The 19,372-nt window shown below is 65.0% G+C and carries 17 protein-coding genes and 1 pseudogene; 8 read left to right on the top strand and 10 right to left on the bottom strand.

Annotated features, from left to right (window positions below; translation table 11 throughout):
* Positions 1-91 precede the first annotated feature (91 nt).
* The 8 genes and pseudogenes from J2Y63_RS21945 to glpK form a co-directional block, all read right to left on the bottom strand.
* A complete protein-coding gene (locus J2Y63_RS21945) occupies positions 92-1,288 on the bottom strand; it encodes a YbfB/YjiJ family MFS transporter (RefSeq protein WP_435267808.1) in 1,197 nt (398 codons plus the stop codon).
* A gap of 74 nt (positions 1,289-1,362) precedes the next feature.
* On the bottom strand, positions 1,363-2,115 hold the full coding sequence (map, locus tag J2Y63_RS21950) for a type I methionyl aminopeptidase (protein ID WP_435267809.1): 753 nt from the start codon (positions 2,113-2,115) through the stop codon (positions 1,363-1,365).
* 46 nt (positions 2,116-2,161) lie between these two features.
* Positions 2,162-3,216: pseudogene (locus tag J2Y63_RS21955) on the bottom strand (LLM class flavin-dependent oxidoreductase).
* A gap of 125 nt (positions 3,217-3,341) precedes the next feature.
* Positions 3,342-3,827, bottom strand: coding sequence for an SRPBCC family protein (locus tag J2Y63_RS21960; protein ID WP_435267810.1), 486 nt, complete (start codon positions 3,825-3,827; stop codon positions 3,342-3,344).
* An 80-nt stretch (positions 3,828-3,907) separates the two neighbouring features.
* The gene (locus J2Y63_RS21965) at positions 3,908-5,164 is read right to left on the bottom strand and encodes an RNA polymerase sigma factor (protein WP_435267811.1); all 1,257 of its coding nucleotides are present in this window, start codon (positions 5,162-5,164) and stop codon (positions 3,908-3,910) included.
* On the bottom strand, positions 5,161-5,535 hold the full coding sequence (locus J2Y63_RS21970) for a YciI family protein (RefSeq protein ID WP_256117613.1): 375 nt from the start codon (positions 5,533-5,535) through the stop codon (positions 5,161-5,163). Before J2Y63_RS21970 ends, J2Y63_RS21965 begins: the two co-directional genes overlap by 4 nt.
* 119 nt (positions 5,536-5,654) lie before the next feature.
* The gene (locus J2Y63_RS21975) at positions 5,655-6,644 is read right to left on the bottom strand and encodes a sensor domain-containing diguanylate cyclase (RefSeq protein ID WP_435267812.1); all 990 of its coding nucleotides are present in this window, start codon (positions 6,642-6,644) and stop codon (positions 5,655-5,657) included.
* Positions 6,645-6,839: 195 nt separating this feature from the next.
* Positions 6,840-8,333: a glycerol kinase GlpK gene (glpK, locus tag J2Y63_RS21980; protein ID WP_435267813.1), complete on the bottom strand. Its 1,494-nt coding sequence runs from the start codon at positions 8,331-8,333 to the stop codon at positions 6,840-6,842.
* 195 nt (positions 8,334-8,528) lie between these two features.
* Here glpK and J2Y63_RS21985 point away from each other — a divergent pair, with 195 nt between their 5' ends.
* The 8 genes from J2Y63_RS21985 to guaD all read left to right on the top strand — a co-directional run bounded on the left by J2Y63_RS21985 (position 8,529) and on the right by guaD (position 18,496).
* Positions 8,529-9,302: a 3-hydroxybutyrate dehydrogenase gene (locus J2Y63_RS21985; protein ID WP_435267814.1), complete on the top strand. Its 774-nt coding sequence runs from the start codon at positions 8,529-8,531 to the stop codon at positions 9,300-9,302.
* 8 nt (positions 9,303-9,310) lie between these two features.
* The gene (gene xdhA / locus J2Y63_RS21990) at positions 9,311-10,786 is read left to right on the top strand and encodes a xanthine dehydrogenase small subunit (RefSeq protein WP_435267815.1); all 1,476 of its coding nucleotides are present in this window, start codon (positions 9,311-9,313) and stop codon (positions 10,784-10,786) included.
* A gap of 223 nt (positions 10,787-11,009) precedes the next feature.
* Positions 11,010-13,355 (top strand): xanthine dehydrogenase molybdopterin binding subunit, encoded by a 2,346-nt coding sequence (gene xdhB, locus J2Y63_RS21995; RefSeq protein ID WP_435267816.1) that lies wholly within the window; start codon positions 11,010-11,012, stop codon positions 13,353-13,355.
* 1 nt (position 13,356) lies between these two features.
* Complete coding sequence (gene xdhC / locus J2Y63_RS22000; RefSeq protein ID WP_435267817.1) at positions 13,357-14,178, top strand: xanthine dehydrogenase accessory protein XdhC; 822 nt, start codon at positions 13,357-13,359, stop codon at positions 14,176-14,178.
* A 275-nt stretch (positions 14,179-14,453) separates the two neighbouring features.
* Positions 14,454-15,347, top strand: coding sequence for a LysR substrate-binding domain-containing protein (locus J2Y63_RS22005; RefSeq protein ID WP_256117627.1), 894 nt, complete (start codon positions 14,454-14,456; stop codon positions 15,345-15,347).
* Positions 15,348-15,385: 38 nt separating this feature from the next.
* A complete protein-coding gene (gene greA, locus J2Y63_RS22010; protein WP_435267818.1) occupies positions 15,386-15,868 on the top strand; it encodes a transcription elongation factor GreA in 483 nt (160 codons plus the stop codon).
* 87 nt (positions 15,869-15,955) lie between these two features.
* Positions 15,956-17,182, top strand: coding sequence for a urate hydroxylase PuuD (gene puuD, locus J2Y63_RS22015; protein WP_435267819.1), 1,227 nt, complete (start codon positions 15,956-15,958; stop codon positions 17,180-17,182).
* Positions 17,183-17,188: 6 nt separating this feature from the next.
* Positions 17,189-18,496 carry a guanine deaminase gene (guaD, locus tag J2Y63_RS22020; RefSeq protein WP_435267820.1) on the top strand — a complete coding sequence of 436 codons (1,308 nt, stop codon included), beginning with the start codon at positions 17,189-17,191 and terminating at the stop codon, positions 18,494-18,496.
* On the opposite strand, the gene uraH is transcribed toward guaD, so the two are convergent.
* Both uraH and J2Y63_RS22030 read right to left on the bottom strand, forming a co-directional pair.
* Positions 18,493-18,855: a hydroxyisourate hydrolase gene (uraH, locus tag J2Y63_RS22025; RefSeq protein ID WP_435267821.1), complete on the bottom strand. Its 363-nt coding sequence runs from the start codon at positions 18,853-18,855 to the stop codon at positions 18,493-18,495. The two genes, guaD and uraH, sit on opposite strands and share 4 nt — an antisense overlap.
* Positions 18,856-18,863: 8 nt before the next feature.
* A complete protein-coding gene (locus J2Y63_RS22030; protein ID WP_435267822.1) occupies positions 18,864-19,358 on the bottom strand; it encodes an ureidoglycolate lyase in 495 nt (164 codons plus the stop codon).
* Between the last annotated feature and the right edge of the window lie 14 nt (positions 19,359-19,372).

Here is a 19,372-nt window from a genome sequence, read left to right on the forward strand (position 1 = left end):
CGAAACTCTCGTTTGCATAGGGCGGCAGCGCCACCGGTTCGCGCAGAACCTAGAGGAGTTTGCGCATCGCAACAATCGTTCGCGGCTTGTATTACCGAGATTTAATGGAAAGCGCCCCACCGGCGACGGTGATGGCGGCGGCCAGAAGCAGCGTGCCGGCGGCGGCAAGGCTCGGCAGCACGTAGCTTCCCGTGCGCGCTGCCAGAAAGCCCGCGCCCAGCGGCCCGAGGATCTGCCCCACCCCGAACGCCGCCGTCATCAGCGCCAGCACGCGGCGCGGGCTTTCGCTGGCAAGAACCCGGCCGAGCTGCAAGCCATAGGCCGTGATGACGATGAAGGTGAGGCCGAGCAGCGCCCCGCCGATGAGCGCCGAGGCCGGAAAGGGCAGCGTGACCGTGACCGCGACGCCGACCATCTCGACGAGGATCGCCGCGAGATAGGCCCTCGCCACGCCGTAGCGCCGCTCCATCGGCTTCCAGACCATGAGGGAGATCGCCGCGCAAGCGCCGGTGACGAGCCAGGTGAGGCATTCGAGCAGCGGGCTTTGCGCGCCCTCCCGCGCGATGGCGACGATGAAGGTGGCCGTCACGACATAGCCGATGCCGAACAGTCCATAGCTTACCGTCAGCGCCACCATGGGCCGGCTCCAGACGATCGGCGGCTCGCGCACCGCAACCGCACCGCCTGCCGGACGCGGCAGCAGCAGCATGACGACGGCGAGGCCGATGGCACCGAGCACGGCGCCTGCAAGCCAGTCGACGCGCCAAGGCGCAATCGTCGAGACGTGGACGAGCGACAGCAGGTAGACGAGCACGGCCGACACCGCGATGCCAATGCCGACGCCGGAAAAATGCGCCATCTGCACACGCGGATCCCGATGCGCGAGACCGACGGAAAGCACGATGCCGGTGGTGAAGATCAAGGCGAAGGCGCTGGCGAGCCCCGCGAGGAAGCGCACGACGGAAAGCGCCGCAACGCCGGACAGCAGGCTCATGGCGAGGAGCAGCAGAACCGTTGCGACAAGCGAGCCGAGCGCCAAGCGCCGCTCGATTCCGGCCGCCCAGCCATAGGCGGCGAGCACCGCGCCGAGCAGGTAGCCCGCAAAATTCGCCGCCGCGATGATGCCGGCATCGGCGGCGTTGAGCCCGAGGCCGGCCATCATGCCGGGCAGCACGGGCGTATAGAAGAAGCGGCCGAGCCCCATGGCGACGGCCATGGCGAGCGCGCCAGCAATGGCCGCCCGGACGGGTTCGCGCGACAGAACGGGCGTACTTTGTGTCATCGTCATGCCGCGACCATTGCACTGCAACATGAGACCGGCAAACGACAATTATTGATCGACGGATCAGCGCCGGTGAAGGCTTAACCTGGCAGCGTCACCACGATCGGCCCGCTGCGGGTGGCGACGACCGTATGCTCGAACTGCACCGTCGGGGCGCTCGGCTCGCTGTAGAGCGTCCACTCGTCCTTCGTGCCGCTTTCGGCCCAGTTGGCGCCGAGCGACAGGAACGGCTCGACGGTGAAGACCAGACCGTCCGTCATGCGGCGCTTTTCCTGCGGATCGGGCCAGGTGGCGATTTCCGTCGGCTCCTCGTGCAGCGAGCGGCCGACGCCGTGGCTGGCGAGGTTGGCGATCAGCGTATAGCGGTTCTTGCGCGCGAATTCGCCGATGGCCTTGCCGACTTCGGCGAGCGGCTTGCCGGCTTTGACTTCCTTGAGGCCGACCCAGAGCGCACGCTTGCCATCGCGGCAGAGACGCTCCACGGCCGGCGTCGAGCGCCCGACGGTGAAGGACGCGCCGGTATCGGCGAAATAGCCGTCGAGTTCGGCGGAGACGTCGATGTTGATGAGGTCGCCCTGCTTGATCACCCGGTCGCCCGGAATGCCATGCGCCACCTCTTCGTTGATGCTGATGCAGGTGGCGCCCGGAAACCTGTAGCAGCTCTCCGGTGCAGAAACTGCGCCCGCCGCCTCCAGCATGCGCCGGCCGATGAGGTCCAGTTCGGCGGTGGTCATGCCCGGCTGGATGGAGGTCGACATGTGCTGGAGCACATTGGCGCAAATCCGCCCGATCGCCTTCAGGCCGTTGAGGTCTTCATCGTTTTCCAGGGTCATCGCATCTCTCTTTCGCGGGCGGTCTTATCACGCCCGCGAGTGCTTGTCAGGCCGAAGCGGCCGCCGGCGCCTCCGCCAGCATCTCGCGCACAAGCGGAGCGACCTTCGTGCCGTAAAGCTCGATGCCGCGCATGATCTTGTCATGCGGCATCTGGCCGATGGCCATCTGGAGCAGGAAGCGGTCGTTCTTGAAAATCCGCTGGTGTGCCGCGATCTTCGTCGCCACCGTCTCCGGATCGCCGAGGAAGAGATGCCCCGTCGGGCCGGTCGACTGGTCAAACTGCGCCCGGCTGGTCGGCCCCCAGCCGCGTTCGCGGCCGATACGGTTCATCACCTCGGCCTGCGGCCCGTAGAAGGCATCGGCCGCAGCCTCCGTCGTATCGGCGATGAAGCCGTGCACGTTGATGCTGGTCTTCAGCTTCGCCTCGTCCTGCCCGGCGCGGCGCGCGGCCTCGCGGTAGAGATCGAAAAGCGGCGCATAACGCGACGGCGTGCCGCCGATGATGGCGAGCGCCAGCGGCAGGCCATAGGCCCCCGCGCGGGCAACCGATTGCGGCGTGCCGCCGACGGCAATCCAGATCGGCAACCTGCCATGCGCCGGGCGCGGATAGACGCCAAGCCCCGGCAACGGCGGCCGCATCGTGCCGTTCCAGGAGACTTTTTCGCTCTCGTTCAGCGCCAGCAGCAGGTCCAGCTTCTCCTCGAAGAGCTGGTCGTAATCATCGAGCGCATAGCCGAAGAGCGGGAAAGATTCTATGAAGGAGCCGCGCCCCGCCATGAGCTCCGCCCGGCCGCCGGAAATGAGATCGACGGTCGAATATTGCTGGAACACACGCACCGGATCGTCCGACGACAGCACCGTCACGGCGCTCGTCAGCCGGATGTTCTTGGTCCGCGCGGCGGCAGCCGCCAGCACGACGGCGGGTGCCGAGGCGGCATAATCCGGCCGGTGATGTTCGCCCAACCCGAACACATCGAGCCCCACCTGATCGGCAAGCTCGATCTCTTCCAAAAAAGATTCTTCAGCCGCCGCTCCCCTTCCCGCCCCTTGTCGGCGGCATTGGGATCGACGTCGGCGAATGTATAGAGGCCAAGTTCCATGGGATGTTCCGCGCAGGAGGGATTTGACCCGAGATATGTCCCGCGGCGGCGGTTTGAAAGGGCGGATGGGGAAACAGTGTGTTTACCGAAAGGGAACGGGGCGGTTTCCCGCCCCGTTCGTCCGTTCAGAGCTTCGAGGCAACCTCTTCGAGCTGGGTCGCCACCTGCCCCCAGCCCTCGTGAAAGCCCATCTTTTCATGCGCCTCGGCATCCTCGACATTCCAGTGGCGCGCGATGGCCGTGTAGCGGGTCTGGCCGTTGCCGAGGTCGTCGAACAGGATTTCCGCGCTGAAGAAGGCCTTTTCCGTCGGCTTCCAGTCCGGGCCGAAGGCATCCGTGGTGATGATGCGCTTGTCCTTCTCCACCTTCAGGAACACGCCGGTACTATCCATGTGAAAGCCGTCCGGGCCGGTCATCACCGTGCGGAACTTGCCGCCATCGCGCGGCTCCATGTCGACGAGCGCCAGCGCATAGGGCTTCGGCATGAACCACTCCTTCAGGATTTCCGGCGTCGTCCAGGCCTTGAAGAGCTGGGCCGGCGTGGCGTTCAGCACGCGGGTCAGCACCAGTTCGCGGTTGTTGGCGGGCTTGATTTCGTTGGTCTCGGTCATGGTCCGTTTCCTCTTTGGTGTGATCGGTTGGTTCGTATCAAGGACGGCCGGCGGGCGGCAGAACCGACAGCTACGCCGGATTATTTTTCCGCATTCACCATCTCGCGCTGCACGCTGTCGAGGTGCTGGCGGATATGGGCCGCCTCGGCCGGCGTGGTGGCGAGCGCAATGGCGCGGTCGAAGGCCTCATGCGCCTCTCGGTAGCGGCCGAGCTGCTTCAGAAGGCCGCCGCGCAGGCCATGGAAATAGAAATAGCCGTTTAGTTTCTCCGCCAGCGGCTCGACCAGCGCCAGCGCCGCCTCCGGCCCCTCGCGCTTCGAAACGGCGACCGCCCGGTTGAGCCGCACCACCGGCGACGGCTGGAGGCGTTCGAGCGTTTGGTAGAGCAGGTCGATCTGCAACCAGTCCGTCTCCGCCGCCGTTTTGGCGCGGGCATGCAGAGCCGCAATTGCCGCCTGGATCTGGAAGGCGCCCGGCGTGCGATGCCGGATCGCCTTGTCGATCAGCACCAGCGCCTCGTCTATCAGCCCGCGGTCCCAGAGCGAACGGTCCTGGTCTTCCAGCAGCACGATCTGGCCCTGCTTGTCGAAACGCGCCTCAAGCCGCGAATGCTGGATGAGGATCAGCGCCGTCAGCCCCATGATCTCCGGTTCGGAGGGGAAGAGCGTGAGCAGCAGCCGGCAAAGCCGGATCGCCTCCGCGCAGAACGGCGCATCCGCCCGCTCCGGCACGCCGGCCGAATAGCCCTCGTTGAAGACGAGGTAGATCATCGCCGCGACGATGCCGAGCCGCTCGGCCCGCGCCACCGCATCCGGCGTCTCGAAGGGAATACCCGCCGCCCCCACCTTCGCCTTCGCCCGGGTGATGCGCTGCTCCATCGCCGCTTCCGAGACGAGGAAGGCGCGCGCGATCTGCTTCACCGAAAGCCCGGAGACGATGCGCAGCGCCAGCGCGATCTGCTGTGTCGCCGGTAGATCCGGATGGCAGCAGACGAAGAGCAGGCGCAAAATATCGTCGCGGTAATGCGCGCCGTCCAGCCGGTCCGCAAGGTCGCTCTCCGTATCCTCCAGATCGGACAGAACCTCCTCGGGCGGAAGCGGCTGGTGCTTGGCGCGTTTGCGCACCTGGTCGATGCCGCTGTTGCGGCCGACGAAGATCAGCCATGCTGCCGGATCGCGCGGCGGACCTTTTTCGGGCCAGTTTTTCAGCGCGCGAAGGCAGGCCTCCTGAAAAGCCTCCTCCGCAAGGTCGAGGTTGCGGAAGTAGCGCAGAAGCGCCCCCATGGCCTGCGGCCGTGCCGACGTCAGCGCCAGATCGATCCAGGCAAGCTCTGTCATTTTATGGGACCTCCCGGATTGAAGAACTGCAACGGCCGGATTTCATAGGTGCCGTTGGCCGGATTGGCGGCGGAAAGCTCGCGCGCAAAAGTGATCGCCTCCTCCAGCGTTTCCACCTGGATGACGAAGAAGCCGAGGAACTGTTCCTTGGTTTCGGCAAAAGGCCCGTCCATGACGATATCGTCCGTCGCACCCTTGCGTACCGTGACCGCCGCCGTCGTCGGCATCAGCCGCGCGACGGGACCGAGCTTGCCCGCCTCCGCATAGCGCTGGTTGACGGCGCCGAGATCGGCCATGACCTTGTCGTCCAGCTCCTTGCTCCAGGCGCTGACTTCACTTTCGCTATCATAACAAAGAACGGCATACAGCATGGTGAACTCCCGTTGGTTGGAAGACGTAGAAGTAGCGTCTCAGCCGACAGGGCGGAACGGAATATTTTTGATTTTCCGACGGAATGGTGCCGCGCAACGCGTGACCGTGGCGAAGAACCTCAGTTCAACCGCGACCCGAGAGCGACCGGCCGCTGGGTTTTCTTCATGAGTGCCTTGAAGACATGGTAGCGGCGCCGGCCCGCCTCCTTGGCCTGGTAGAGCGCAAGATCCGACTGCTCCAGCAACTGCTCGAACGGCGCCTTGCCGTAAGCGACGCCCACGGAAGCACCGATGTTGATGCCGCCGATATTCACATCCTGCTTGGTCGCCTCCGCCGCCTCCACGACCACTTCGGCGAAGTCTTGCGCATGGCCGAGCGACGTGTTGTCGAGGATGACGATGAATTCGTCGCCGCCGGTACGCGCCGCAAAACCGCTGACGGAAACGACGGCTGTCATCAGCCGCGCGGAAAACGCCCGCAGCACCTGATCGCCCACATCGTGGCCGAGGCGATCGTTGACGTCCTTGAAATGGTCGAGGTCGATATGCAGCACGGCGATCGGCACCGTCCGGGGCGATTTGCGCGCGGCCAGGAACCGCTCCAGGCCGCGACGGTTCGGCAGGCCGGACAGGAAATCGTGCAGGGCGGAATGCTCCAGCAGCCGGTGGCTCTCCTCAAGCTGCTCGGCGCGGCGCATCAACTCTTCCTGCATCATCACGTCGGCGGTGACATCCCATTCCGCGCCGATGAAGAAGGGCGTTCCGTCCTGGTTTTCGTAATAATGGGCGCGCGAACGCACATGGCGCATCTGGCCGTCCGGCAGCAGGATGCGGAATTGCGAGGAATAGCCGCTCTTGTTTTCTATGGCCCGATCGAAATCGGCGCAGGCGCGCTCGCGGTCGCCGGGATGGACATGATCGATCCAGGTGACGACCGAGCCGAATTCGATGCCGTAGAGATCACAAAGCCGCTTATCCCAGACCACCGCGTCGGTGACGAGATTGTGTTCCCATATGCCCATCTGCGACGCTTCGAGCGCGAGCGCCAGCTTGCGGTAGAGCAGCCGAAACTCTTCCGCAGATTCATTGGGGAGCTGAACTGGCTCCAATGCTCGCTCCTCTACGCCAATGGCCTCGGAACGATGGCGGCACGCTCATCCGTGATGGCAGCCTCTCCTAACCCTTATCGTCCCCACACCCCGAGCCTACCGCACGTTTCTCAACATCCCGTTGCCGGCTGTCGCTAAAATCGAACATTTTCGGTGTGTTTCATAGGCAGGTCGGCAGGCGGGTGTCGCGCCGGTTTACCCGTCGCTCAGCGTCCGCCGCACCGCATCCTTCCAGCCCTTGATCTTCGTGGCCCGCGTCTTCTCGTCCATCTTCGGCTCGAAGCGCGTATCGCGCGCCCAGGACTTGGCAAAACCCTTGCGGTCCGGCCAGACACCGGCACGCTGCCCCGCAAGCCAGGCCGCACCGAGCGCCGTCGTCTCCAGGATGGTCGGGCGGTCCACCGGCGCGTCCAGGATGTCGGCAAGGCGTTGCATGGTCCAGTCGGAGGCGACCATGCCGCCGTCGACGCGCAGGACCGTCTCCTTGCCGTTGGCCTTCCAGTCCTTGTGCATGGCGTCGAGCAGGTCGCGCGTCTGGTAGCAGACGGCCTCCAGTGCTGCGCGGGCGAACTCCGCGGGGCCGGTGTTGCGCGTCATGCCATAGATCGCGGCGCGCGCCTCCGGGTCCCAATGCGGCGCGCCAAGCCCGGTGAAGGCTGGCACGAGATAGACGTTCTGCGTCGGGTCGGCCTGTGCCGCGAGATCGCCGGTATGAGGTGCGGCCTTGATGACCTTCAGCCCGTCGCGCAGCCATTGCACGGCGGCACCGGCGATGAAGATCGAGCCCTCCAGCGCATAGGTCGTCTCGCCGTCGAGGCGGTAGGCGATTGTGGTGAGCAGGCGGTTCTTCGAGCGCACCATGTCGGCGCCGGTGTTGAGCAGCGCAAAGCAGCCGGTGCCGTAAGTGGATTTCATCATGCCCGGCTCGAAGCAGGCCTGGCCGATGGTGGCGGCCTGCTGGTCGCCGGCCACGCCGAGGATCGGGATTTCCGCGCCGAACAGCGCCTTTTCCGTCACGCCGAAATCCGCCGCGCAATCCAGCACCTCCGGCAGCATGGCTTTGGGCACGCGCAGGATGTCGAGCAGTTCGCTGTCCCAGTCGTTGGCCGCGATGTTGTACATCAGCGTGCGGCTGGCATTGGTGGCATCGGTGACATGCGACTTGCCGCCGGTCAGCCGCCAGATCAGGAAGGTGTCGATCGTGCCGAAGCAGAGGTCGCCCTTGGCACCCCGCGCCCGCGCACCCTTCACGTTAGAGAGCATCCACGACAGTTTCGTGCCGGAGAAATAGGGGTCGAGCAGCAGGCCGGTCTTCTTGGTAAAGGTCTTTTCGAGATCCTGCTTCTTCAGCTTCTCGCAATAGGAGGCGGTGCGGCGGTCCTGCCAGACGATGGCATTGTGGATCGGCTTGCCGCTCTCGCGCTCCCACACGACGACCGTCTCGCGCTGGTTGGTGATGCCGATGGCGGAAATGTCGGCGGCCTTGACGTCGGCCTTCTTCAACGCGGCCTTGACCGACCAGACGACGCTGTCCCAGATTTCTTCCGGATCGTGCTCGACCCAGCCGGATTGCGGAAAGATCTGCGTGAATTCCTTCTGGCCGGAGCCGACGACCTTCTGGTTGCCGTCGAAGACGATCGCCCGGCTCGAGGTCGTGCCCTGATCGATCGCAAGAACATATCCGCCCATGCTTGCCTCCCAGCTGAAGGTCGCTCCCAGACCCTTCGGAATCTTCAATACGACATCAAAACGAATGTCAAAGGAAAATAAAACGCAAATCGCGTTACCCGCCCCACGCCACTCTACAGCGCGGAAAACGCAATTGTCATCGCGTTGTTTTTAGGCGTAGGCTGACGCGAAGCAGCATATCGGGAGTTGAAAAGCATGAAGAGTGTCGTCGTAACCGGCTCCACCAGCGGCATCGGCCTCGCCATCGCCACCGCCTTTGCGCAAAGCGACGCCAATGTCGTCATCAACGGTTTTGGCGCGGCCGACGAGATCGAGGCGGCCCGCGCCAAGCTCGACGGCCTCGGCAAGGGCCGCGTCATCTACCACCCGGCCGACATGACCAAGCCGCACGAAATCTCCGACCTCATCCAGACGGCCGTGGAACAATTCGACGGCGTCGACATCCTCGTCAACAATGCCGGCATCCAGCATGTCGAGAAGATCGAGGACTTTCCGCCGGAAAAGTGGGACCAGATCATCGCAATCAACCTGTCGAGCTCTTTCCACACCATCCGCAACGCCATTCCGCTCATGAAGCGCAAGGGTTTTGGCCGCATCATCAACGTCGCCTCCGCGCACGGCCTCGTCGCCTCGCCGTTCAAGGCCGCCTATGTCGCGGCGAAACATGGTATCATGGGCCTGACCAAGACCGTGGCGCTGGAAATCGCCGAAAACGGCATCACCGCCAACGCGATCTGCCCCGGCTACGTGCTGACGCCGCTCGTCGAAAAGCAAATCCCCGACACGGCAAAGGCGCGCGGCATCAGCGAAGCGCAGGTGAAGTCCGACGTCATGCTGAAATTCCAGCCGACCAAGGAATTCGTCGGCGTCGACGAGGTGGCGGCCATCGCGCTTTTCCTCGCGTCCGATGCGGCAAAATCGATCAACGGCACCCATATATCCGTCGATGGCGGCTGGACCGCCCAATAAGGATAAAGATGCACACGGACACCGGCAGCATCCGCTTCATCCTGAATGGCGAGGACATTGCGCTCCGCCATGTGCCGCCGACGGGCACGCTGCTTGACTGGCTGCGGCTGCGCCGCCGCCTCACCGGCACCAAGGAAGGCTGCGCGGAGGGCGACTGCGGCGCCTGCACCGTGCTGGTCGGGCGCGTGGTCGAGGGCCGGCTCGCCTATGAGAGTGTCAATGCCTGCATCCGTCTGCTGGGCTCGATGAATGCGACCCATGTCGTCACCGTCGAGCATCTGGCGGGGTCGGATGGCGTGCTGCATCCCGTGCAGCAGGCGATGGTGGACTATCACGGCTCGCAATGCGGCTTCTGCACGCCCGGCTTCGTCATGTCGCTCTACGGCCTCTGGCTTGCCGATCCGACGCCGGACCGCGCGCGTATCGAAAAGGCGCTGCAAGGCAATCTCTGTCGCTGCACCGGCTACGAGCCGATCGTGCGCGCCGCCGAGGCGATTGCCACCGCGCGGCCGAGCGCCGTGTTCGATCCCATCGAGCGCACGCGGGCGGCGGTGCTGGCGAAGCTAACTGCCATGGCGCCGACGGAAACCATTCGCATCAGCGAGGGCAACGGCCGGGTGATCGTGCCCGCCTCGCTCGACGATCTCGCCGGCATCCTCGCTGAAGAACCGAAGGCGACCGTCGTCGCCGGCTCCACCGATGTCGGCCTCTGGGTGACGAAACAGTTCCGTGACCTCAACCCCGTCGTCTTCATCAACCACCTTGCCGAGTTGCAATCGATCGAGGAGACGGTGGAGGGTATCCGCATCGGCGCCGGCGTCACCTATAGCCAGGCCTTCGCCGCACTCTGTCGCGTGATCCCGGCGCTGCGTCCGCTGATCGACCGTATCGGCGGCGAACAGGTGCGCAACATGGGCACGATCGGCGGCAACATCGCCAACGGCTCCCCCATCGGCGACACCCCGCCGCCGCTGATCGCGCTCAGCGCCACGCTCACCCTGCGCTCCAAAGACGGCCGGCGCGAGTTGCCGCTCGAAAGCTACTTCATCGACTACGGCAAGCAGGACCGCCGCGCCGGCGAGTTCGTCGAAAGCCTCTTCGTGCCCGCCCTGCCCGCGAACACCCACTTTGCCGTCTACAAGATCACGAAGCGCCGCGACGAGGACATTTCAGCGCTCTGCGGCGCCTTCCGCGTCACGCTTTCGCCGGATGGCACCGTCACCGACGCCCGCCTCTGCTTCGGCGGCATGGCCGGCACGCCGAAGCGGGCGAGCAACGTCGAGGCTGCGCTCCTCGGCAAGTCCTGGACTGAGGCCACCATCGATGACGCCCGGGCCGCCTTCGACGCGGACTACAAGCCGCTGACCGATTGGCGTGCCACGGCCGACTACCGCATGCTGGCGGCCAAGAACCTGCTGACGCGGTTCTATCTCGAAACCTCCGGAGAAATCGCGCAGGTGCGGCGGTTCGAGGAGGTCGCATGAGAGCGAGCACATGCGGAAGGTGGATCCTCGGGTCAAGCCCGAGGATGACGGAGGGGAGGAAATGGAGGCGCCTGCAAAGCGCGCTTCCGGATAAGGCGGCGCTTCTTCCTGCCCCTCGCACCACCCTCTATCCCGTCATCCTCGGGCTTGACCCGAGAATCCACCCGCACGGCACGCCGCCCGCCGCTTTCGTAGCGGCATCCGGTACCGCAGGACCCCGCTGATGGACCAGTCCACCTTCGAAGACCGCAAGACGATCTCCGCGCCCATGCACGCATCGCTGCGCCACGATTCGGCGCACAAGCACGTCGCCGGCACTGCCGATTACATCGACGACATGCCGGAGCCCGAGGGCACGCTGCATGCGGCGCTCGGTATGAGCGACCGGGCGCATGCCGACATCCTCGCCGTCGACCTTTCCGCCGTGAAGGCCTATCCCGGCGTCGTGCTGGTGCTGACCGGCGCCGACATGCCCGGCGTCAACGATATCAGCCCCTCCGGCCGCCATGACGAACCGGTGCTGGCGGAGGGCAAGGTGGAGTTCCACGGCCAGGCGATCTTCTGCGTCGTCGCCGAGACCCGCGAGGCGGCCCGCCGCGCCGCGCGGCTGGCAAAGATCGACTACCGCGACCTGCCGCATTGGACCGACGTCACGGACACACTCGCCCATGGCGCGGCCCTCGTCACCGAACCGCTGACGTTGAAACGCGGCGATGCGGAAGGCGCGCTGGAAACGGCGCCGCACCGGCTGAAGGGCCAGATGCGCGTCGGCGGGCAGGATCATTTTTATCTCGAAGGCCATATCGCGCTCGCCATTCCCGGCGAGGACGACGAGGTCACCGTCTGGTCCTCCACCCAGCATCCGAGCGAGGTGCAGCACATGGTGGGTCATGTGCTCGGCGTGCCCTCCAATGCCGTGACCGTTCAGGTGCGCCGCATGGGCGGCGGTTTCGGCGGCAAGGAGACGCAGTCCAACCAGTTCGCCGCCCTCGCCGCCGTCGCGGCGAAGAAACTGAACCGCGCCGTCAAATTCCGCCCCGACCGCGACGAGGACATGACGGCGACCGGCAAGCGGCACGACTTCCTCGTCGATTACGAGGCGGGTTACGACGACAAGGGCCGCATCCAGGCGATGAAGGCGAACTATGCCGCGCGCTGCGGCTATTCCTCCGACCTCTCCGGCCCCGTCACCGACCGCGCGCTGTTCCATGCGGACAATGCCTATTTCTACCCGCACGTGCTGCTCACCTCGCAGCCCCTGAAGACGCACACCGTCTCCAATACGGCCTTCCGCGGTTTCGGCGGGCCGCAGGGGCTGGTCGGTGGCGAGCGCATCATCGAGGAGATCGCCTACGCGCTGGGTAAAGACCCGCTGGAGGTGCGCAAGGCGAATTTCTACGGCCTGCCCGGCTCCGACCGCGTGCTGACGCCCTATCACCAGACGGTCGAAGACAACATCATCCACCGCATCGTGGAAGAGCTGGAAACCTCGTCCGACTATCAGGCACGCCGCGCGGAAATCCTCGCCTTCAACGAAAAAAGCCGCGTGATCCGCAAGGGCATCGCGCTGACCCCGGTCAAGTTCGGCATCTCGTTTACAGCGACCTGGTACAATCAGGCCGGCGCGCTGGTGCATGTCTATCAGGACGGCTCGATCCACCTGAACCATGGCGGCACGGAGATGGGCCAGGGCCTGTTCACCAAGGTCGCGCAGGTGCTCGCCGATGCCTTCCAGGTCGATATTTCGCAAGTGAAAATCACCGCGACGACGACGGCCAAGGTGCCGAACACGTCGGCGACCGCCGCCTCCTCCGGCTCGGATCTTAACGGCATGGCGGCCTATGACGCGGCCCGCCAGATCAAGCAGCGCCTCGTCGCCTTCGCAGTCGAAAAATGGGGCGTGGCACCGGAAGACGTCGCCTTCGTGCCGCATCACGTGCGCGTCGGCGATGCGCTCATCCCCTTCGCGGACTTCGTCAAGCAGGCCTATATGGCGCGCGTGCAGCTCTCCGCCGCAGGCTTCTACAAGACGCCGAAAATCCACTGGGACCGGGCGAAGGGCATGGGCACGCCCTTCTATTATTTCGCCTATGGCGCCTCGGTCTCGGAAGTCTCGATCGACACGCTGACCGGCGAATATCTCGTCGACCGCGTCGATATCCTGCACGATGTCGGCCGCTCGCTGAACCCGGCGATCGACAAGGGCCAGGTCGAGGGCGCCTTCGTGCAGGGCATGGGGTGGCTGACGACGGAAGAACTGTGGTGGGACGGCAAGGGCCGGCTACGCACGCACGCCCCCTCGACCTACAAGATCCCGCTCGCCTCCGACCGCCCGAAAATCTTCAACGTCAAGCTCGCCGAATGGGCGGAAGCTGCCGAGCCGACCATAGGCCGCTCCAAGGCCGTCGGCGAGCCGCCCTTCATGCTGGCGGTCTCCGTTCTGGAGGCGCTCTCCATGGCCGTCGCCAGCACCACCGGCTACCGCCAATGCCCGAAACTCGATGCCCCGGCCACGCCGGAACGCGTGCTGATGGCCATAGAGCGCCTGAAAGCCCGCAAAGAAGGATGAAATGAACTTTCTGCAGGACAGTCTAGAGGGCTTTCTGGCCCGGGAACACCGTGTCGTCATCGTCGAAGTCACCGCCGTCAAAGGCTCCGCACCGCGCGACGAAGGCACGTTCATGCTGGTGGCGCCAACCGAAATCCACGGCACCGTCGGCGGCGGCCAGCTCGAACATATGGCGATCGAGAACGCGCGAAAGATGCTGGGCAGCGCCGGTGGCGAGGCGACGCTCGACATCCCCCTCGGCCCCGATATCGGCCAATGCTGCGGCGGGCGCGTCGAGCTCACCTTCACCTTCGCCGACGAGGCGGCGCGCGCGGCACTCGACAAGCGCGTGGCGGACGAGGAACGGCGCAAGCCGCAGGTCTGGGTGTTCGGCGCCGGCCATGTCGGCCGGGCACTTGCTGAAGCGCTGACGCTGCTGCCGCTCAAAGTCTTCGCCGTGGAGGCGCGCGAAACCGAACTCAACCAGCTGACCTCGGAGGTTCACCGCCGCATGGTCGCCATGCCGGAATCGCTGATCGCGGATATCCCTGCGGGCTCCGCCGTGGTCATCGTCACGCATGACCACGCCCTCGACTTCCTGATCGGGCAGGAAGCGCTGAAACGCACTGACCTTGCCTATATCGGCATGGTCGGCTCGAAGTCGAAGCGCGGCGCCTTCGTCCACCATCTGGAGGAGCAGGGCATGGATCGCGCGGAGGCCGACCGGCTGGTCCTGCCGATCGGCGGCACTGATGTCGATGACAAACGGCCGGAGGTCATCGCCGCGATGACCGCCTCGGAAGTGCTGCTCGCCTTCGCCGCCTGGCGCAACAAATCGGCTTAACGGCCGTCGAGAAACCCAAGGTCGCGCTTCAGATGGTCGGACAGCGCGCACGGATCGAGCCTCGGAGGGCGGCCTCTCTTCTTCCTGCGAAAGACGAGAGAGAGCTTATACAAAATCCCTGGCCTGCGGAATTCCAGCGCGCCCGTCGGCGTGTCTTCGGTGATGCATGTCATTGGGAAATCCTCGTAAATCCTGTTCCATTGCTTGCAGGGTGCGCCGAAAGGTGATGAAATTCCAATCGAACCTTTGTCTGCATGCATGAAGAGAACTTGGCCATGAAGATGTCGCGCAACTTTCCGCTGAATGCGCTCCGCGTCTTCGAGGCCGCCGCCCGGCATGCGAGTTTCACCCGCGCCGGCGACGAGCTGGGCATGACGCAGACCGCCGTCAGCTATCAGGTCAAGCTCCTGGAGGAGACGCTGGGCGAGACGCTGTTCCTGCGCCAGCCACGGCAGGTGATGCTGAGCGAGGCCGGCGAACGGCTCGCGCCGAAGGTCGCCGAAGGGCTCGCCAAGCTCGCGGAGGCGGTGGCGGACCTGCGCGGGGCCGCGGAGCAGAAGCTGCACATCCACTCGACGCCCACCTTCGCCACGCAATGGCTGAGCCGCACGCTCGGCGATTTCCAGCTCAAGCATCCCAACATCGCCGTCAGGCTTTCCACCTCGCAGGAGGTGATCGACTTTTCCAGGGAGGAGGCGGATGTCTCGATCCGCTGGGGCAAGGGCGACTGGCCGGGCCTCGAATGCCACCGCGTCATGCGCATGGACTTCGGGCCGATGCTGAGCCCGGCGCTGGCAGAGACGATCGGCGGCGTGCATGAGCCGGCCGATCTCCTGAAACTGCCGATCATCAGCGCACCGGATATCTGGTGGCCCCTCTGGTTTTCGGCCGCCGGCATCGACAATCCGGGCCTGGAACGCTATCCCCGCAACGAACTCGGCGTGCAGACGATCGACGCGCAGGTGGCGATGGCCGGCCAGGGGGTGGCGATCCTCAATCCCGGCCATTTCCGGGCGGAGGTCGCCGCCGGCCTGCTTTACCAGCCGTTCACCCTCACCTGCAACGACGGCCGCGACTACTGGCTGGCCTACCCGGAAAACCGCCGCAACATTTTGAAGATCCGCGCGTTTCGCGAGTGGATTCTGGCGACGCTGCCGACAGAGGCGTAAGGTGGCTCGAACCAAGAGCCTGGAAGTGGAGTTTTATCTTGAGCGTTGCCTTCATGAAGGAAGAGAGTGCCGAAGCGGCATCGGAAACCCAGTTGCCCGATCGGCCGATTTCGCCGCATCCGAACCTGGTGACGCCGGCCGGCCTGAAGGCGCTCGAAACGCAGCTTGCCGAAGCGCGCGCGGCCTGCGAAGCCGCGAACACCGTCGAGGACATCAATGAGCGGCGCCGGCAGACGGCAGGCCCGCTGCGCGACCTGCGCTACTTCGCGGAGCGCGTTCACACGGCGCAGGTGATGCCCAACCCGGCTTCGAGCGAGACCGTCGCCTTCGGCAGCACGGTCACCTTCAGCCGGGACGACGGCCGCACCCAGACCTACCGCATCGTCGGCGAGGACGAGGCGGACCCCAAGGCCGGCTCGATTTCCTATGTGTCGCCAGTGGCGCGCCTCCTCATGGGCAAGGCGGTCGGCGAGGTGGTGAGCGTCGGCGCGCAGGAACTGGAGATCACCGCCATATCCTGAGGCCCGTCCCTATAGGGTCCCTTCCCTCGCCCGGGAATATTGCGCAATGTGCACAGCGGGAGACAGGACGGAAGGGAACGCGCACGCATGTATGAATATGCCATCGCCTGGGAATGGCTGACTTTCGCGGTCCGCTGGCTGCATGTCATCACCGCCATCGCCTGGATCGGATCCTCCTTCTATTTCATCGCGCTCGACCTCGGCCTGGTGCGGCGGCCGCACCTGCCGCCGGGGGCCTATGGCGAAGAATGGCAGGTGCATGGCGGCGGCTTCTACCACATCCAGAAATACCTCGTGGCGCCGGCGGCAATGCCGGAGCACCTGACCTGGTTCAAATGGGAGAGCTACGTGACCTGGCTCTCAGGCTTCGCGCTGCTCTGTCTGGTCTATTACGGCGGCGCGGACCTCTTCCTGATCGATCGCAACGTGCTGGACGTCTCGACGCCGGTGGCGATCCTCATTTCGCTCGCCTCGCTCGGCCTCGGCTGGATTCTCTACGACCTGCTCTGCAAGTCGCCACTGGGGAAAAACACCTGGGGGCTGATGATCGTCCTCTATTTCATCCTCGTCGCCATGGCCTGCGGCTACACGCAGGTCTTCACCGGCCGCGCCGCCTTCCTGCATCTCGGCGCCTTCACGGCGACGATCATGTCGGCCAACGTCTTCTTCATCATCATGCCGAACCAGCGGGTGGTGGTGGCGGATCTGATCGCCGGGCGCATTCCGGACCCGAAATACGGCGTCATCGCCAAGCAGCGCTCGACGCACAACAACTACCTGACGCTGCCCGTCATCTTCTTCATGCTGTCGAACCATTATCCGCTCGCCTTCGCAACGGCCTTCAACTGGATCATCGCGGCGCTGGTCTTCCTGATGGGCGTGACGATCCGGCACTGGTTCAACACGACCCATGCCCGCAAGGGCAAGCCGACCTGGACCTGGTTCGTCACCGCCCTCCTCTTCGTCCTCATCATGTGGCTGTCCACCGTGCCGAAGGTGCTGACCGGCGAGAGCGCCGGCCTTGCGCCGTCGGCGCAGCGCTTCGCCTCGAACGACCATTTTCCGGCAGTGCGCGATCTCGTCTCGACGCGCTGTTCGATGTGCCATGCGGCGGAACCCGTTTGGGAGGGGCTGCGCGCTGCGCCGAAGGACGTGATCTTCGAAAGCGAATCCCAGATTGCCCTCCATGCCCGCGAGATCTATCTGCAGGCGGGCCGCAGCCACGCCATGCCGCCGGGCAATGTCACCGGCATGACGAAGGAGGAGCGCGCGCTCATCACCGCCTGGTTCGAAACCGCCGCAGAAGGAAGCTGACCGCCCATGACGAAAACCCTCATCCGCGGGCGCCTGCTCTCCTTCCTCCGCCGGCCGGACGCGATCGACGACACGACGAGCTATCGCTACGAAGAGGACGGTGGCCTGCTGATCGAGGACGGCCGGATCGCAGCCGTCGGCCCCTATGCGCAAGTGCGCGCCGCCGAACCCGATGACGTTGAAGAAATCGACCACCGCCCGCACCTCATCCTGCCCGGCCTCATCGACACGCACCTGCATTTCCCGCAGATGCAGGTGATCGGCTCCTATGCCGCCAACCTGCTGGAATGGCTGAACACCTACACGTTTCCGGAAGAATGCCGCTTCGTCGAAAGCGCGCACGCCGCCCGCATCGCCCGGCATTTCTACGACGAGATGATCCGCCACGGCACGACGACGGCGGTCGCCTATTGCTCGGTGCACAAAGCCTCGGCTGACGCCTATTTCGCGGAAGCGCTGGCGCGCGGCATGTGCATGGTCGGCGGCAAGGTGATGATGGACCGCAATGCGCCGCAGGGCCTGCTCGATACGCCGCAGATGGGCTATGACGAGACCCGCGCGGTGATCGCCGAATGGCACGGCAAGGGCCGCAACCACGTCGCCATCACCCCACGCTTCGCCATCACCTCGACGCCGGCGCAGATGGAGATGACGGCGGCGCTCGCTCGCGAGTTCCCGGACCTGCACATCCAGACGCATCTCTCCGAAAACCACGACGAGATCCGCTTCACCAGCGAACTCTATCCGGATGCGATCGATTATACGGATGTCTACGCGAAATACGGCTTGCTCGGGCGCAAGAGCCTGTTCGGCCATTGCATCCACCTGTCGGAGCGCGAGGCCGATGCGATGAGCGAGGCGGGTGCCGTGGCGGTGCACTGCCCCACCTCAAACCTCTTCCTCGGCTCCGGCCTGTTCCCGCTCAAGAGCCTTTCGCGGCGGGAGAAACCGGTGCGCATCGCCGTCGCCACCGATATCGGGGGCGGCACGAGCTATTCCATGCTGAAGACGATGGACGAGGCCTACAAGATCCAGCAATTGCTCGGCGAGCGGCTGAACCCGTTCGACAGCTTCTACCACATGACGCTCGGCAATGCCGAAGCCCTGTCGCTCGCCGACCGCATTGGCACGCTGGAGGTGGGCACCGACGCCGATTTCGTGGTGCTCGACGCTGCCGCCACCCCCGCCATGGCGCTGAAGATGGAGGTGGTGCGCTCGCTCACCGACGAACTTTTCCTGCTCCAGACAATGGGCGACGACCGCGCGGTGCGCGAAACCTATGTGGCGGGCAAGGCGATGAAGGCGGCGCTCTAGCTGCCGCGATAGGTCGAGTAGCTGTACGCCGAGAGCAGCAGCGGCACATGATAATGGCTCGACGGATCGGCGACGCCGAAGCGCAGCGGGATGCGGTCGAGGAAGGCGGGTTCGGTGACGGCGGCACCGCTCGCGCGCAGGTAATCACCGGCGTGGAACACCAGTTCATAGGTGCCGGCCATGAAGCCGACGCCTTCGACGAGCGGCGCATCGACGCGGCCGTCGTCGTTCGTCACCGCGCTCACGATATGCTGGTGCTCCTCGTTCTCGATCCAGTAGAGGTCGATCTTCAGGCCGGCCGCCGGCTTGCCGAGTGCGGTGTCGAGGACATGGGTCGTCAGGCGGCCGGGCTTGTTCATGGTTTCCCTCAGGGCTGTTCGATGATGAACGGGGTCTCGAAGAAGAACTCTTCCAGGTTGACGCCGCCGCCGAGGCGGTCGACCACGAGGAAATCGCTTGGCGCGCCGAGCGTCATCAGCGGATGGTGCCAGACATTGCGGCGGTAGTTGACGCCCTGCCGCCCGCCGGCGCGAAAGACCTGCGGCCTGCCCGGACGGCCGCCCTCGTCCTCGGCCGCGATCACCAGCCAGGGCCGGTCGTCGATCGGCGAAAAACTCTGGCTGCCGAAGGGATGGCGCTCCATCATGTCGACAGCATAGGGGAAGGCGCGCGGGGCACCACGGAAGAGGTTGATGATCACCTTCGCATCCTCGCCCACGGCCTCGGCCTCAGCGAGCGCGTGATAACGTTCCGTCGTGCCGCCGTTGATATGGCGCATCGCGGCGGGATCGGCTTCGATCACCGTGCCGAAAGGCGCGAAGGCCTCCCGTGTCAGCGGCTGGATGGTCAGTCTTTCAGCCATCAGACTGCCCTCCC

It is taken from the genome of Shinella sp. BE166, assembly GCF_051201095.1.
Classification (GTDB): Bacteria; Pseudomonadota; Alphaproteobacteria; order Rhizobiales; family Rhizobiaceae; genus Shinella; species Shinella lacus.